General features: G+C 37.9%; 20 protein-coding genes and 1 rRNA gene. 2 read left to right on the top strand and 19 right to left on the bottom strand.

All coding sequences use genetic code 11. The features are described 5' to 3' along the window. Together GX497_14235 and GX497_14230 are read right to left on the bottom strand one after the other, a co-directional pair. Nucleotides 1–71, bottom strand: a 16S ribosomal RNA gene (locus GX497_14235); the annotation flags it as partial. Between the two features lie 363 nt (nucleotides 72–434). Then, nucleotides 435–671: a hypothetical protein gene (locus tag GX497_14230; GenBank protein ID HHY74352.1), complete on the bottom strand. Its 237-nt coding sequence runs from the start codon at nucleotides 669–671 to the stop codon at nucleotides 435–437. Between the two features lie 143 nt (nucleotides 672–814). On the opposite strand from GX497_14230, the gene pdaB reads away from it, so the two are divergent. Then, on the top strand, nucleotides 815–1,576 hold the full coding sequence (gene pdaB, locus GX497_14225) for a polysaccharide deacetylase family sporulation protein PdaB (protein HHY74351.1): 762 nt from the start codon (nucleotides 815–817) through the stop codon (nucleotides 1,574–1,576). A gap of 13 nt (nucleotides 1,577–1,589) precedes the next feature. Here pdaB and GX497_14220 read toward each other — a convergent pair whose 3' ends face one another. Further along, on the bottom strand, nucleotides 1,590–2,189 hold the full coding sequence (locus GX497_14220) for a KinB-signaling pathway activation protein (GenBank protein ID HHY74350.1): 600 nt from the start codon (nucleotides 2,187–2,189) through the stop codon (nucleotides 1,590–1,592). 169 nt (nucleotides 2,190–2,358) lie between these two features. Here GX497_14220 and GX497_14215 point away from each other — a divergent pair, with 169 nt between their 5' ends. Then, a complete protein-coding gene (locus GX497_14215; GenBank protein HHY74349.1) occupies nucleotides 2,359–2,997 on the top strand; it encodes a spore gernimation protein GerD in 639 nt (212 codons plus the stop codon). A gap of 51 nt (nucleotides 2,998–3,048) precedes the next feature. Here GX497_14215 and GX497_14210 read toward each other — a convergent pair whose 3' ends face one another. From GX497_14210 to GX497_14135, 16 genes are all read right to left on the bottom strand, one after another. Further along, on the bottom strand, nucleotides 3,049–4,098 hold the full coding sequence (locus GX497_14210; protein ID HHY74348.1) for an Mrp/NBP35 family ATP-binding protein: 1,050 nt from the start codon (nucleotides 4,096–4,098) through the stop codon (nucleotides 3,049–3,051). A gap of 71 nt (nucleotides 4,099–4,169) precedes the next feature. Then, nucleotides 4,170–4,895, bottom strand: a complete 726-nt coding sequence (gene cwlD, locus GX497_14205) for an N-acetylmuramoyl-L-alanine amidase CwlD (protein ID HHY74347.1) — start codon at nucleotides 4,893–4,895, stop codon at nucleotides 4,170–4,172. A gap of 73 nt (nucleotides 4,896–4,968) precedes the next feature. Further along, the gene (locus GX497_14200; protein HHY74346.1) at nucleotides 4,969–5,412 is read right to left on the bottom strand and encodes a DUF2521 family protein; all 444 of its coding nucleotides are present in this window, start codon (nucleotides 5,410–5,412) and stop codon (nucleotides 4,969–4,971) included. 151 nt (nucleotides 5,413–5,563) lie between these two features. Then, nucleotides 5,564–5,956: a 30S ribosomal protein S9 gene (gene rpsI / locus GX497_14195; GenBank protein ID HHY74345.1), complete on the bottom strand. Its 393-nt coding sequence runs from the start codon at nucleotides 5,954–5,956 to the stop codon at nucleotides 5,564–5,566. Nucleotides 5,957–5,977: 21 nt separating this feature from the next. Beyond that, the gene (gene rplM, locus GX497_14190) at nucleotides 5,978–6,415 is read right to left on the bottom strand and encodes a 50S ribosomal protein L13 (protein HHY74344.1); all 438 of its coding nucleotides are present in this window, start codon (nucleotides 6,413–6,415) and stop codon (nucleotides 5,978–5,980) included. A gap of 180 nt (nucleotides 6,416–6,595) precedes the next feature. Then, a complete protein-coding gene (truA, locus tag GX497_14185) occupies nucleotides 6,596–7,333 on the bottom strand; it encodes a tRNA pseudouridine(38-40) synthase TruA (GenBank protein ID HHY74343.1) in 738 nt (245 codons plus the stop codon). Nucleotides 7,334–7,344: 11 nt separating this feature from the next. Further along, on the bottom strand, nucleotides 7,345–8,139 hold the full coding sequence (locus GX497_14180; GenBank protein HHY74342.1) for an energy-coupling factor transporter transmembrane protein EcfT: 795 nt from the start codon (nucleotides 8,137–8,139) through the stop codon (nucleotides 7,345–7,347). Further along, the gene (locus tag GX497_14175) at nucleotides 8,136–9,002 is read right to left on the bottom strand and encodes an energy-coupling factor ABC transporter ATP-binding protein (GenBank protein HHY74341.1); all 867 of its coding nucleotides are present in this window, start codon (nucleotides 9,000–9,002) and stop codon (nucleotides 8,136–8,138) included. Before GX497_14175 ends, GX497_14180 begins: the two co-directional genes overlap by 4 nt. After that, nucleotides 8,978–9,823 carry an energy-coupling factor ABC transporter ATP-binding protein gene (locus GX497_14170; GenBank protein HHY74340.1) on the bottom strand — a complete coding sequence of 282 codons (846 nt, stop codon included), beginning with the start codon at nucleotides 9,821–9,823 and terminating at the stop codon, nucleotides 8,978–8,980. The genes GX497_14175 and GX497_14170 overlap by 25 nt, the downstream gene beginning before the upstream one ends. A gap of 130 nt (nucleotides 9,824–9,953) precedes the next feature. Beyond that, the gene (gene rplQ / locus GX497_14165; GenBank protein ID HHY74339.1) at nucleotides 9,954–10,316 is read right to left on the bottom strand and encodes a 50S ribosomal protein L17; all 363 of its coding nucleotides are present in this window, start codon (nucleotides 10,314–10,316) and stop codon (nucleotides 9,954–9,956) included. Between the two features lie 57 nt (nucleotides 10,317–10,373). Next, nucleotides 10,374–11,318, bottom strand: coding sequence for a DNA-directed RNA polymerase subunit alpha (locus GX497_14160; GenBank protein HHY74338.1), 945 nt, complete (start codon nucleotides 11,316–11,318; stop codon nucleotides 10,374–10,376). A gap of 182 nt (nucleotides 11,319–11,500) precedes the next feature. Further along, on the bottom strand, nucleotides 11,501–11,890 hold the full coding sequence (gene rpsK / locus GX497_14155) for a 30S ribosomal protein S11 (GenBank protein ID HHY74337.1): 390 nt from the start codon (nucleotides 11,888–11,890) through the stop codon (nucleotides 11,501–11,503). Between the two features lie 21 nt (nucleotides 11,891–11,911). Further along, nucleotides 11,912–12,277: a 30S ribosomal protein S13 gene (rpsM, locus tag GX497_14150; GenBank protein ID HHY74336.1), complete on the bottom strand. Its 366-nt coding sequence runs from the start codon at nucleotides 12,275–12,277 to the stop codon at nucleotides 11,912–11,914. Nucleotides 12,278–12,299: 22 nt separating this feature from the next. Beyond that, complete coding sequence (gene rpmJ, locus GX497_14145; GenBank protein HHY74335.1) at nucleotides 12,300–12,413, bottom strand: 50S ribosomal protein L36; 114 nt, start codon at nucleotides 12,411–12,413, stop codon at nucleotides 12,300–12,302. Between the two features lie 33 nt (nucleotides 12,414–12,446). Then, on the bottom strand, nucleotides 12,447–12,665 hold the full coding sequence (infA, locus tag GX497_14140; GenBank protein HHY74334.1) for a translation initiation factor IF-1: 219 nt from the start codon (nucleotides 12,663–12,665) through the stop codon (nucleotides 12,447–12,449). After that, the coding region (locus GX497_14135; GenBank protein ID HHY74333.1) for an RNA-binding protein at nucleotides 12,658–12,823 on the bottom strand (166 nt) is incomplete at its 5' end. The genes infA and GX497_14135, both read right to left, overlap by 8 nt.

Genomic DNA, 12,823 nt, shown 5'->3' with positions numbered 1-12,823 from the left:
TCCGCTCGACTTGCATGTATTAGGCACGCCGCCAGCGTTCGTCCTGAGCCAGGATCAAACTCTCCAAAAAGGGTTTGATTGCTCAAAAGTTTTACTGACTTGGTTGTTGGATTCTACTATCCAACCTATTATTTGCACGCTTGACATTTTGTTTAGTTTTCAAAGAACATTTTATTTCCACTTTGTTTTAGCGACATTTATTATAATATCAAACTGTTTCGTAGAAGTCAATAACTTTTATCTCTCTTTGTAAAAATCATGTTAAAGACTTTATTATTTTATCAAAAAAAATATATTTACGTCAATAAGATTTCCAACAAAATGAAACTCTTGAATTGACAGCGAAAATAAATATACCATAAACAATTTTAATTGGTCAATAACTTTTTATCCAATCCCTCAAAAATTATTTAACTCTAGCTCAAAGTTGCCTACTACTTAATCATCTCATTTCTTTTAAACCTTTTTGACCTTAAATATCGACTACATTCTCTTTCAGAAGCAAATCTTTTAAAAAAATTAAACAGAACTTGATACCTTTCTTCCATCGCTTGCTTTACAATTTGATCTATTCTTGAATCGTTCAAATCTTGAAGTATTTCCTCCATTTCCCGCTTTAACAAATATTCAAGCTCCTTAATCTCCCTTTTATTAACTAAAAAAGCCAGCATATAGTCACCTCAATAATCCTTCAATATAGATGAAACTAGTCTCGTAATGATAATTTTTCTTAATACAAAAAAATTATTCATAGTCTTGTCCAATAAAGCATATTTATTAAACATCGTAAACATTGGTTAGAGGAGGATTAATCATGAATTTTTTCTATGTGATAAATGGAAAGAGACTTAAGCAGTCTCTCATCATTGTAATAGCTGCTTTTTTTACTGCTCTTATATTGTTTATGGGAAACTTGCAGCAATCTGTTTTTTTAACAAAGGAGGGTCCGATGGCTATTTATAAGGGCGAAAAGGCTGGGAAAAATATTGCCCTTACATTTGATATTAACTGGGGAGATGAACAGGCTGAAAAAATATTGGACGTGCTTAAAACAGAAGGGATAAAAAATACAACATTTTTCATCTCTGCCTCTTGGGCTGAAAGACACCCACAAGTTGTTGAAAGAATTATCAAAGAAGGCCATGCAATCGGTAGCTTAGGCTATCATTACCGCAATTATGCCGATTCGGATGATAATAAAATGAAAAGAGACATGATGATTGCCAATGAAACATTTAAAAAATTAGGAATTAAGGAAGTGAAATTTTTCCGCCCGCCAAATGGGAATTTTAACAAAAGAATCTTAAAAATTGCTGATTCGTACGGCTATTCAATTGTTCACTATAGCATTGATTCAAAGGATTATACAAATCCGGGTGTCGATAAAATCGTGGAAAATGTTGTACCTAATGTAGGTGGTGGTGATATCGTTTTACTTCACGCGTCAGATTCAGCTACCCAAACTGACAAAGCACTACCACTTATTATTAAAGGTTTAAAAGCTAAACAGCTAAAAAGTGTAACAATTGAAGAATTAGTATCAAATGCTGAGATTAAAAGTTCAGAAATAAAATGAGGCTCTTTCAGCCTCATTTTGCTTTCCGTTGATTTAATTTAGGTAGTATAAATAATTGCCATGTATTACATATTAAAACTGGAAAAAGCATCAAAAGCAACCAATGCTCCTCATTTGCCCGTAGTGTCGGCACCCACTCAAGAATCGTGATTGCAACTATAAAAAATACTGCTGGTACAAAAGCTGTTTTATTCGTCTGTTTCATTTTAAAGTAAGCTACTATTAATCCATAAATCAACATTAATAATGCCGGTAATATGTAAGAAACAAGTGAATCTCCTTCTTCAGCAAAATTAATATAGCGTAGATAAACAAACTCAAATAAAACTAGGAAAGTTAAAAAAATTTGAACAGGCACCCAAAACGATTTAAACATTCCTAAGCCAAAACGATGTACAGTTAAATACGCAAAAAAGCCTGCTTGACTTATTAAGCTAAATATAAACCCAACTCCAAGTAGCCAAAATGCAATCTTTATAATTTCAATAATATTAAATGTTGTAAAAAAGATAGCGAACTTGTCCCAATAAACTGCAAATCCGATAAAAATCGTGCTGATTCCACCAATAAGTAAAGTTGTTATAAATAAGTAAACCCAATTTCGACTCGTCACTTTTTTTGCCTCCAACAATCAAATCCACATTGGCGAATTTGCGCCCTGTTTACTCCTTGTCTAATTGTAACAATCACAATCTTAAAAAGCTATATGAAATAGCGTATAATTTTTTTAATTCTTATCATCCTAAAAGTAGGAATCCTTATGGAAAGGAGCTTTTTAAAATATGAAATGTAAAGCAACGCTCCTCGTATTTCTCTTATTTCTAATAACCGGCTGTGCTCCTGCTGACCAAGGAAATGGGCAACATGCTGATTATGAGGGGACGAAAAAGCTGGTTATTGATATCCTCAAAACAGATGAAGGAAAAAAAGCAATAGAAGATGTCTTGAACGATGAGAAAACACAAGCAAAGCTTATTATGGATGAAGCGGTCGTAAAGAATACTATTAAAGGTGCACTCACCTCTAAAGAAGCAGAAGATTTCTGGAAAAAGCAGTTTGAAGACCCTAAGTTTGCGGAAACGTATGCAAAGTCAATGCAAAAAGAGCATGAAAAGTTGATTAAAGATCTAATGAAAGACCCTGATTATCAGGCAGCAATGATTGATATTTTAAAAAATCCGGAAATGGAAAAACAATTAACAGACGCCTTAAAAACACAAAAATATCGTGATCAAATGAAATCCGTCATAATCGAAACCGTTAATAGCCCGCTATTTAAAGCTAAAATGCAAGACCTTTTAATAAAAGGAGCCGAAGAACTGCAAAAGCAAGGACAAGGAAAAAAAGATGAGAACGAAGGCGGTGACGGTGGTGGTGACGGTGGTGGTGACGGTGGCAATGACGGCGGCGGTGGGCAGTAGCTGAAATAAAAATGTCAGGCCTTGCATTGCCTGACATTTTTGTTTTGCTATTTACTTTGCAGTATGCTTCATAACTTGTTCAGCAATTTCAATATATACTTTGCCAATATTATCATTTTCATCATATACAGATGGCGCAAATTCCTTCTCATCTATTTCTGGTTGACCAAGTGGAATTTGTCCTAATAATGGTGTATCTAAATCTTCAGCAAGCTTTTGCCCGCCACCTTTACCGAAAATATATTCCTTCTCACCAGTTACCTTGCTTTCAAAGTAAGACATATTTTCAATAACACCTAATAGCTCGTGCTCAGTCCGCAACGCCATTGCCCCCGCACGGGCTGCAACAAACGCTGCTGTTGGATGTGGGGTAGTTACAATAATCTCTTTACAATGTGGAATCATTTGATGCACATCTAAAGCCACATCCCCCGTTCCAGGAGGTAAGTCTAATAATAAGTAATCAAGCTCTCCCCACTCTACTTCAGTAAAAAATTGATTTAGCATTTTACCGAGCATGGGACCACGCCATATAATTGGTGCATTATCTTCTACAAAAAAGCCCATTGAAATAACTTTGACACCAAATCTGTCTACAGGCATAATGCGCTCATCTTTGACCTCAGGGCGCTTAGCAATTCCCATCATATCAGGTACACTAAAGCCATAAATATCAGCATCAACTAAACCTACCCTTTTACCAAGTCTTGCTAACGCAACGGCAAGGTTTACAGAAACCGTCGATTTACCAACTCCACCTTTACCGCTGGCGATGGCAATAAACGTTGTGCTACTTCCAGGTGCTAAAATTGAGCGCTTTTCCTCTGCAGGGGCAAGGTTCGCAACAATCTCTGGTGGAAGCTGATTTACACGAATTCCGACTGTATTAGCCCCACCAGCCTTTAAAGCGCTAACAATCTGCTGTTGGATTTCCATTTGATCCTTTGTACCAGCCTGTGCAATTGCAACTTTCACGCTAACGTGATTTTTTTCTTCCTTAATGCTAATCTCTTCGATACCGTTTGTTTCTGCTAATGTTTTATGTAAATAAGGGTCCTTAATCTTTCCTAGTATGTCTCTTACTTGTTCACTTGTTATCAAAAAACCCACCACCCAATGAATTTATATTTTAACATTATGATTATAACACAATCATGATGGAAAAAAACCTTCTATTCAGTAGAAGGTTCTTTTCCTTTTGGAGTCTCCGTATATAAACGCAAAATTCCTTGATAAATACTAGCTGCAATTTTATCTTGATAAGCTTTTGTTTTTAATTGCTCCCGTTCCCCAGGATGGGATAAAAATCCGGCTTCAATCAATACCGAAGGCATTTCCGCTTCTTTTAGGACGTATACATGATTAATAGCTTTTGCATGTCTTACCGTATTTTCTAGATTTATTTCCATTTCTTTTTGGATGAGCTTCGCTAATTGTTTATTTTCCTCAAAGCGCGGGTAAAAAAATGTTTGCGCCCCACTCCATTTCGGTGACGGCAATGAGTTTAGATGAACGGAAACAAGTAAATCCCCGTCTGTTTTATTAATCAATTCAACACGTCGCAATAAATCCTGTGTCTTTCTTTTGCTATATCCTTTTAAACCTTTATCAGCTAAATCAAAATCGTCCTCCCTTGTCAAAATAACAAGCGCACCGGCTTCTTGAAGATAGTCCCTTAATAATAACGAAATATTAAAAGCAATATCCTTTTCAAAGGCCCCTTCTGGGCCTGCCCCAGGATCAGGATAGCCATGGCCTGGGTCTACAATAATCACTTTTCCCGATAAAGGTAAACTCCAAGAATCCCAAGTATTATAAATAGAAAACTGATATTGAAAAAGAAAAAATAATAAGACCGAGCCCGTAATAAAAACTAAAAACCGAATAGATTTCTTCATATTTTGGGTCCCTCCGCACTTTTCCTATTTCACTATATGGGACAGAAGGGACAAATATGAAAGAAATTTAGAACTAATGCAGACGCATTTTACGCCTTCTTTCGCCTTTTTGAAATCCTTCCTTCCACCAGAAGGACGCGAATTGTTCAGCGGAAATATAGATTGATTCACTTACTAAATCATTACCTGCGGCGGCACCCCAATACTGTAGGTACTCATACAGGCTATCCGTATAATACTTGATCTCATCGGAGCATCTTGCCCTGACCATCTCCTCTGTTTCTCCAAAATAACCAAACTTGCTCATGTTGGCACCTAATACAAACAGCTCAATGGCGATATCAATACTACCATCTTCTATCGCGGTCGAAAAGATGGACTGCGAGCGAAAAAATGGCGAAAAATATATAGTAACTTTTTCTTTTAATTGCTTAATCGATAGCTCCCGTAGCACTTTTCTCTCAAAGGCAATTCGCTTTGCCTCCCTTTTATCTTCCAAAGTTGTAATAACATTCATCAATGCTTCACACCTTTTAGTATTTAAAATATAGTGTCTTACAGGCACGATATTCTCATTCGTCGAAAAGGCAACTCCAAAAGCCCAATTATAGGAAATAATAAAAAAGACCCCCAAACCAAAAGGTTTGAGAGCCTTGAAACGTTGACAATTAACGTTTTGAGAACTGAGGTGCACGACGAGCGCCTTTAAGACCGTATTTCTTACGTTCTTTAGCACGAGCATCGCGAGTTAAGAAGCCTGCGCTCTTAAGTACTGCGCGATATTCTGGGTCAGCTTGTAATAATGCACGAGCAATACCATGACGGATTGCGCCAGCTTGGCCAGTGTATCCACCGCCGTTAACATTTACTAATACATCATAGCTACCTGCATTTTCAGTGGCTACTAGTGGTTGCTTAGCAACTACACGTAGTGTTTCTAAATTAAAATATTCTTCAATGTCGCGACCGTTCACAACAACACGTCCATTACCAGGAACTAAACGAACACGTGCAACTGAACTTTTACGACGTCCTGTACCGATATATTGTACCTGTGCCAAATTAAATACCCTCCTTAATAATTATCCGCGAAGTTGATACACTTCTGGTTTTTGTGCTTGATGTGGATGCTCGCTACCTTTGTATACGTTAAGCTTCTTAAACATTTGACGTCCTAAAGTGTTTTTTGGAAGCATTCCTTTAATCGCACCTTCAAGCATTTGTTCAGGGCGAGTTTCAAGCATTTCCTTTGCAGTACGTGATTTTATTCCACCTGGATGTTGTGTATGACGATAATAAATTTTTCCGTTTAACTTATTACCTGTTAAGTGAATTTTTTCTGCATTAATGATAATTACGTGGTCACCAGTGTCTACATGTGGTGTAAATGTTGGTTTATGCTTACCACGAAGAATTGAAGCTACTTCAGTAGCAAGACGACCTAAAGTTTGGCCTTCAGCGTCGACTACTAACCATTTACGATTAACCTCTGAAGCCTTCGCCATATAAGTTTGACGCATGATATTCCCTCCTACATTAAATTAATATCTTTCGCTCTTTCATTTTCATAAGTTTATTTTCACACGATTAGTTTCGGGGCTAAAATCGTGGCGTGATCTTTGAAAATGTACCATAGGTAATAGTATAATATTTTTACTATCAATGTCAAGAAAATGTTACGCCGGGATAGGTTGTTTATTTTAATACCATACCCTCCACAAATATAAACCATGGGCAGGAGCTGTTTTTCCTGCTGCTTTACGATCTTTTTTATCCAAAATCCCCTTAATATCCTCAGGCGACAACCTGCCTTGTCCAACCTTTAGCAGCGTCCCTACAATAATCCGCACCATATTATATAAAAAACCATTGCCAACAAAGCGAAAAACAATTTCATTTCCAATCTGCTTAATCTCAATTTCCTCGATTGTACGAATTTTATTTTCTTTATCCGACTTTGTTGAGCAAAATGACGTAAAATCATGCGTACCTAACAAATGCTTCGATCCTTCGATTACTTTTTCCAAATTAACTAGATATGGATAATGGTAGCTATGATTTTTGCGGAATACATCTCTATCTTTTTGATTTAATAAAAAATAACGATACTCTTTTTTGACTACATCATATCTAGCATGGAAATTCATATCAACTTGCTCAACGTTTGTAACAACGATATCATCGGGAAGCAGCGTGTTAAGAGCAATCACCCAACGCTCCGCGGGAATCACGAATGAGCTATCAAAATGAACGACTTGTCCATGAGCATGTACACCGGCATCTGTTCTTCCCGATGGATGGATACGGATATCCTCACCCTTATGGAGCTTTTTCAAAGCATTCTCAATATCCCCCTGCACTGTACGATCATTTGGCTGAACTTGAAATCCTGAAAAATCAGTACCATCATATGCAATTGTACATTTTAAACGGTCCATCTATACCACCTTTATGATCGCAAAATAAATAATAAAACCATCAGAACTGCCAAGATGGCAAAAGCGAGATTATCTGCGCCCTTCCAAACTAGCTCTCTCAGCTTTGTACGTCCTTCACCACCGCGATAACCTCTTGCCTCCATCGCTAAGGCAAGGTCTTCAGCACGTCTAAAGGCACTAATAAATAACGGAACAAGAAGCGGCACAATTGCCTTAACGCGTTCCTTTATCGCACCTGTTGTAAAATCGACGCCCCGGGCTGATTGGGCTTTAATAATTTTTTCTGTTTCTTCCATTAATGTCGGAATAAAGCGCAGCGAAATCGACATCATTAAAGCTAGTTCATGGGCCGGTACGCCAAACCTCTTAAAAGGGGACAGCAATGATTCCATACCATCTGTAATTTCAATCGGCGTTGTTGTTAATGTTAAAAGGCTTGTCACCATAATCAGCAGTATAAAGCGTAGAGATATGAATATCCCCTGCTTAATCCCACCTTCATAAATCGTAAGCCACCCGAAATCGAGAACAACGTTACCTCCCTTTGTCATAAACAAATGCAAAATCAATGTAAAAAGCACAATCCATAAAATCGGCTTTAATCCCTTAAGAATATAGTTAACTGGAACTTTTGAGAAAAAAACGGCTCCTATAGTAAACAATACTAATAGCGAATATGTTGCGAAGTTATTAGCAAGAAAAACAATAATCACAAATAAAAAGATCGTCATTATTTTCGCACGAGGATCCATTCGATAAATAAATGAATTACCAGGTATATATTGGCCAATAATCACATTTTTCATGCCTCAAGCTCCCCTTTCATAAAGAGCTTTGCAATTTCATCGGCCACTTCCTCTACCGTAAATAGAGTGGGCAATGGCTTTTTTATAGTTTCCGAGAGGCTTCTTATGAATTGCACGGATTCCGGGATATCTAAACCAACTTGATTTAGTTTTTCAGGTTGCTGAAAAATTTCCGACGGTGTTCCTTGCATATAGACGGTACCTTTATCCATGACTATGATATGATCCGCATAAAAGGCCGCATCCTCCATGCTATGTGTTACAAGAATTGTTGTCAGCCCAGCACTGTCGTGCATCGCCTTAAACATGTCCATTATTTCTCTACGACCTTTTGGGTCTAATCCCGCCGTCGGCTCGTCTAAGATAAGTACCTCTGGCTCCATTGCCAATACACCTGCAATCGCAACCCTTCGCATTTGCCCGCCGCTTAAATCAAACGGCGATTTTTCTAATACCATTTCCGAGAGTCCTACTAACTGCAAAACTTCCCTTACTTTCTTTTTTGCATCTACTTCTGATACGCCGAAATTCATCGGTCCAAAGCAAATATCTTTTTCCACCGTTTCCTCAAAGAGCTGATGTTCAGGGTATTGAAAAACAATCCCGACTTTTTTGCGCAAGCTTTTTAAACTCTTTTGCTTTTCAGAATTAATGACCCTGTCTCCAATTTGAATCTCTCCACTTGTTGGTCTAAGTAAGCCATTAATATGTTGGATTAGCGTTGACTTTCCAGAACCGGTATGACCAATGACAGCTTGAAAAGTTCCCGATTGAATTGATATATTTAAATCATATAGCGCTCTTCTTTCAAATGGCGTCCTGGGATTGTAGAGATGTTCTACTTTTTCAAAAATAATGTCCATAGTTCATTCACCAAATCTCGTTGTTTTAAGTGGGATTTTGATAATTGTATACCTTTTTGTCTTAAGCTTTGTGAAAGCTTCACTGTGAATGGTAAATCAAGTCCTAATGATATTAATTGATCACCAAGTTCAAAAATCTCTTCCGGAGTTCCTTCAGCATAGAGTTGTCCTCGGTTCATGACAATCACCCGATCTGCTTGGGTAACTTCTTCTAAGTCATGTGTTATCGAAATAACACTCATTTGACCAGACTTTTTCTGTAGGTTACGTACTGTTTCAACTACTTCCTTTCGTCCAAGTGGATCCAACATTGATGTCGCTTCATCTAAAATCATCACAGCTGGTTTTAAGGCTAGGACTCCGGCAATTGCCACTCGCTGCTTTTGTCCTCCTGATAATCGATGTGGTTCATGGTCTAGAAAATCTGTCATTCTAACTTGCGCGATACTCTCTTGGATACGCTGAATCATTTCTTCTCGATGTATACCGTTATTCTCTAAACCAAAAGCGACATCATCTCTAACTGTTGTACCAACAAACTGATTATCAGGGTTTTGGAAAACCATACCGACCCTTTTCCGAATATCCCAAATCGAATCTTTATTTAATTCAATGCCTTCTATAAAGACAAAGCCAGCTTCATGCATTAAAAGGCCGTTTAATATTTTAGCTAACGTCGATTTCCCTGAGCCATTATGACCAACAATCGCAAGCCATTCTCCTTTGTAAATTGGAAAACTGACATCATTTAGAGCCCATTCTCCATCAGTGTTGTAACGGAATTTTACATTTTGAACTTCGATTACCTTCTCTCGTTTCATTAAGCTTGTCACCCACTGTTCTCTATATAACGAAAAAAGGGCATAGACCCAGATCTTCTAAATAAGATTCTGTCTCGCCCTTTTTGATGAATTATGTTGAATCATGATTTATTCAGCCAAGTGAATAATATTAAACTAACTCAATAATAACGACTGGAGCACCATCACCACGGCGTTGACCAAGTTTAAGAATACGAGTGTACCCACCTTGACGTTCTTCATAGCGCTTTGCGATGTCATTGAAAAGCTTTTGGACTGCATATTCGCCCGTTTCCGCGTTTGCTACTTCATTGCGAATGAAAGAAGCAGCTTGGCGTCGTGCATGCAAGTCACCGCGCTTACCAAGGGTAATCATTTTTTCAACAATTGAACGAAGCTCCTTCGCTTTTGCTTCTGTTGTTTCAATGCGCTCGTTAATAATTAAATCAGTAGCAAGATCACGGAAAAGAGCCTTACGTTGAGCAGATGTACGACCTAATTTTGCATAAGCCATCCTTAATGTCCCTCCTTTGTTGAAGTATTATTTCATTTATCCGTACGAAATAAAAATTTATTCGTCTCTACGAAGTCCAAGGCCAAGCTCCTCCAGCTTTGCCTTAACCTCTTCTAACGACTTTCTACCTAAATTACGAACTTTCATCATATCTTCTTCAGTCTTATTTGCTAATTCTTGAACAGTATTTATACCAGCACGCTTCAAGCAGTTATAAGAACGAACAGATAAATCAAGTTCTTCAATTGTCATTTCAAGAACCTTTTCCTTTTGGTCCTCTTCCTTTTCAACCATAATTTCAGCATTTTGGGCTTCGTCAGTCAAACCAACAAAGATGTTTAAATGCTCGGTTAAAATTTTTGCTCCAAGCGAAACAGCTTCTTCTGGTCGAATGCTACCATCTGTCCAAACATCCAGTGTCAACTTATCGAAATTTGCTACCTGTCCTACCCTCGTACTTTCTACTGTATAAGTAGCACGAGAAACCGGTGTATAAATAGAATCAATTGGAATAACACCTATCGGTTGATCTTCACGTTTATTTGCATCAGCAGGCGTGTAACCACGGCCACGCTTAGCTGTTAACCTTATGCGTAGATTGCCGTTTTTACCTAATGATGCAATATGAAGGTCAGGATTGAGTATCTCAACATCACTATCATGTGTAATATCAGCGGCAGTTACTTCCCGCTCACCTTGAATATCAATTTCTAACGTCTTTTCTTCGTCAGAATAAATTTTTAATGCTAATTTCTTGATATTCAAAATTATCGTTGTAACATCCTCAACTACACCTTCAATTGTAGAGAATTCGTGTTGAACACCATCAACTTGAATCGATGTTACAGCAGCCCCAGGGAGAGAGGATAATAGAATACGACGTAAGGAGTTTCCTAAAGTGGTACCATATCCACGCTCAAGCGGTTCGACAACGAATTTACCAAAGGTAGCATCATCGCTGATTTCAACCGTTTCGATTTTTGGTTTTTCAATTTCTATCATTCAATAAACCCTCCTTCAAAACGTCGAAACCTCGGCTAGGGCAAACCCTAACCGAAATTCCCCATTAGGCAATTCCCAAATGTGCACAACAAATTGCTAATTATCTGTTAGTCCGTTTCACATATAAAAAAACTGTCATCATATCCCATTATAGACAGGGATTCAAATTCTATACAATTTAATTATACACGGCGACGTTTTGGTGGTCGGCAACCATTATGAGGCACTGGTGTGACGTCACGAATTGCAGTAACTTCTAAACCTGCTGATTGAAGCGCACGAATAGCAGCTTCACGACCAGCACCAGGACCTTTAACAGTAACTTCTAAAGTTTTCATACCGTGCTCCATAGAAGCCTTTGCAGCAGTTTCAGCCGCCATTTGTGCAGCAAATGGTGTAGATTTACGTGAACCTCTGAAACCTAAAGCACCAGCACTTGACCAAGAAACAGCATTACCGTGAGCATCTGTAATCGTAACGATTGTATTATTGAATGTAGAACGGATATGTGCTATACCAGTTTCTATATTCTTTCTCACGCGACGTTTACGAGTGTTAGTCTTACGAGCCATTTACAATTTCCCTCCTTTACCTTATTTTTTCTTATTAGCAACTGTACGACGTGGGCCTTTACGTGTACGAGAATTATTTTTAGTATTTTGGCCGCGAACTGGAAGACCACGACGATGACGAAGACCACGATAAGAACCGATTTCAATTAGACGCTTAATGTTAAGGGAAACTTCACGACGAAGGTCACCTTCCACTTTATGGCGATCGATAATTTCACGGATTTTACCTAATTCATCTTCAGTTAAATCACGAACACGAGTATCTTCTGAAACGCCTGCTTCAGCTAAGATTTTTTGTGCAGTAGGACGGCCAATGCCGTAAATATATGTTAATGAGATGACTACACGCTTTTCGCGTGGGATATCTACACCTGCAATACGTGCCATCTAAAGTTGCACCTCCTTATCTTTAACCTTGTTTTTGTTTATGCTTAGGGTTTTCACAAATAACCATTACTTTACCTTTGCGACGAATGACTTTACATTTTTCGCAGATAGGCTTTACGGATGGTCTAACTTTCATCTTTTGAACCTCCTTATGTTACGGAGTGCTATTTTATTTGTAACGATATGTGATGCGACCACGAGTTAAATCGTATGGAGATAACTCTACAGTCACTTTATCACCTGGTAAAATTCGAATGAAATGCATGCGGATTTTACCTGATACATGTGCTAATACAGTATGACCGTTCTCTAATTCTACTTTAAACATAGCGTTTGGCAGAGTATCAACGATCGTACCTTCTACTTCAATGACATCCTCTTTAGCCATTAAGCTGCTCTCCTTTCTCAAAATCAGTAAATTGCTCATTGACAAACTTTGAAACAGCAAACCTTAGCTTTCCATTTGTCACACGACCAGTTTCACTAATACTGTTCTGAACTTCCGGAGAAACATAATCAAAAAACTCAAGATGATTAATGTTCTTT

This window comes from Bacillus sp. (in: firmicutes) (assembly GCA_012842745.1).
GTDB lineage: Bacteria > Bacillota > Bacilli > Bacillales > Bacillaceae_J > Schinkia.
Note: the sequence above shows the minus strand (reverse complement) of the source record. Positions and strands in the feature narration are given on the sequence as shown.

Bases quoted from the DNA above. Each gene is read 5' to 3' on its own strand.
- GX497_14230 (HHY74352.1), bottom strand. From the start codon at position 671: ATGCTGGCTTTTTTAGTTAATAAAAGGGAGATTAAGGAGCTTGAATAT.
- pdaB (HHY74351.1), top strand. From the start codon at position 815: ATGAATTTTTTCTATGTGATAAATGGAAAGAGACTTAAGCAGTCTCTC.
- GX497_14215 (HHY74349.1), top strand. From the start codon at position 2,359: ATGAAATGTAAAGCAACGCTCCTCGTATTTCTCTTATTTCTAATAACC.
- cwlD (HHY74347.1), bottom strand. From the start codon at position 4,895: ATGAAGAAATCTATTCGGTTTTTAGTTTTTATTACGGGCTCGGTCTTA.
- GX497_14200 (HHY74346.1), bottom strand. From the start codon at position 5,412: ATGAATGTTATTACAACTTTGGAAGATAAAAGGGAGGCAAAGCGAATT.
- rplM (HHY74344.1), bottom strand. From the start codon at position 6,415: ATGCGTCAAACTTATATGGCGAAGGCTTCAGAGGTTAATCGTAAATGG.
- truA (HHY74343.1), bottom strand. From the start codon at position 7,333: ATGGACCGTTTAAAATGTACAATTGCATATGATGGTACTGATTTTTCA.
- GX497_14180 (HHY74342.1), bottom strand. From the start codon at position 8,139: ATGAAAAATGTGATTATTGGCCAATATATACCTGGTAATTCATTTATT.
- GX497_14175 (HHY74341.1), bottom strand. From the start codon at position 9,002: ATGGACATTATTTTTGAAAAAGTAGAACATCTCTACAATCCCAGGACG.
- GX497_14170 (HHY74340.1), bottom strand. From the start codon at position 9,823: ATGAAACGAGAGAAGGTAATCGAAGTTCAAAATGTAAAATTCCGTTAC.
- rplQ (HHY74339.1), bottom strand. From the start codon at position 10,316: ATGGCTTATGCAAAATTAGGTCGTACATCTGCTCAACGTAAGGCTCTT.
- GX497_14160 (HHY74338.1), bottom strand. From the start codon at position 11,318: ATGATAGAAATTGAAAAACCAAAAATCGAAACGGTTGAAATCAGCGAT.
- rpsK (HHY74337.1), bottom strand. From the start codon at position 11,890: ATGGCTCGTAAGACTAACACTCGTAAACGTCGCGTGAGAAAGAATATA.
- rpsM (HHY74336.1), bottom strand. From the start codon at position 12,277: ATGGCACGTATTGCAGGTGTAGATATCCCACGCGAAAAGCGTGTAGTC.
- rpmJ (HHY74335.1), bottom strand. From the start codon at position 12,413: ATGAAAGTTAGACCATCCGTAAAGCCTATCTGCGAAAAATGTAAAGTC.
- infA (HHY74334.1), bottom strand. From the start codon at position 12,665: ATGGCTAAAGAGGATGTCATTGAAGTAGAAGGTACGATCGTTGATACT.